General features: G+C 43.9%; 1 protein-coding gene. It reads right to left on the bottom strand.

The annotated features are described in order from the left end of the window. Positions 1-1,056, bottom strand: a 1,056-nt coding sequence (locus tag H5202_RS23170; RefSeq protein WP_182774073.1) for a class I tRNA ligase family protein, incomplete at both ends; no start/stop codon positions are given.

Raw genomic sequence — 1,056 nt, 5'->3', positions numbered from 1 at the left:
CCGGGCACGTAAATCACTTTACGAACCGTTAAACCTTCAGTGTGTTTCTGTACATGCTCATCACTCATGCCTAATGCTTCTACATCTTCTTTTGATGCATCAGCAGCAACAGTAATTTTTGCGCGAACCTTTCCGTTTACTTGTACCACAATGAGCTTGCTGTCTTCGACTAACGCAGACTCATCGACTTCAGGCCAACGGCTGTCTTCAATATCACCTTCGTTACCCAACTCATTCCATAACGTAAACGTCATATGCGGAACAATAGGGTAAAGCAAACGCGTTACAGCAGACAAAGCTTCAGCAAGTAACGCTCGATCTTGAGCAGTTTCTTGCGAGGCTTTCAGTAAATGGTTCATTAGTTCCATTACTGAGGCTACAGCGGTGTTAAACATTTGACGACGTGCAATGTCATCACTGACTTTGGCAATGGTCTTATGTAATTCACGGCGCAATGCTTTTTGATTGGCATTTAATTTGCTGGTATCTAATGCTTCTGTTTTACCTGCAGCAACATGATCGCTAGCCAATTTCCAGAAACGTTTAATGAAGCGATGTGCTCCTTCAACGCCTGACTCTTGCCATTCCAGGGTTAATTCTGGTGGCGAGGCAAACATCATGAATAAACGTACGGTATCAGCACCGTACTTTTCAACCATGACTTGTGGATCGATACCGTTATTTTTCGATTTCGACATCTTACTCATGCCGGTGTAAACCAGTTCATGACCTTGATTGTCTATCGCTTTAATGATGCGGCCTTTGTCGTCTTTTTCTACCACAGTCACTTCTAAAGGTGATACCCAAACTCGGGCGCCTTTTTCGTTGGTGTAGTAATAAGCATCTGCTAATACCATGCCTTGAGTCAGTAATTGCTTTGCGGGCTCATCACTGTTGACTAAGCCTGCGTCACGCAGCAACTTATGGAAAAAGCGGAAATACAACAAATGCATACAAGCATGTTCGATACCGCCAATGTACTGATCTACTGGTAACCAGTAGTTAGCTTTAGCAGGATCTAACATTTCGTCTGCGTGAGGGCTACAGTAACGTGCG

The organism is Shewanella sp. SG41-4, from assembly GCF_014164505.1.
Classification (GTDB): domain Bacteria; phylum Pseudomonadota; class Gammaproteobacteria; order Enterobacterales; family Shewanellaceae; genus Shewanella.
The sequence above is the reverse complement of the archived record's forward strand: the minus strand, read 5'-3'. Positions and strand labels throughout refer to the sequence as shown.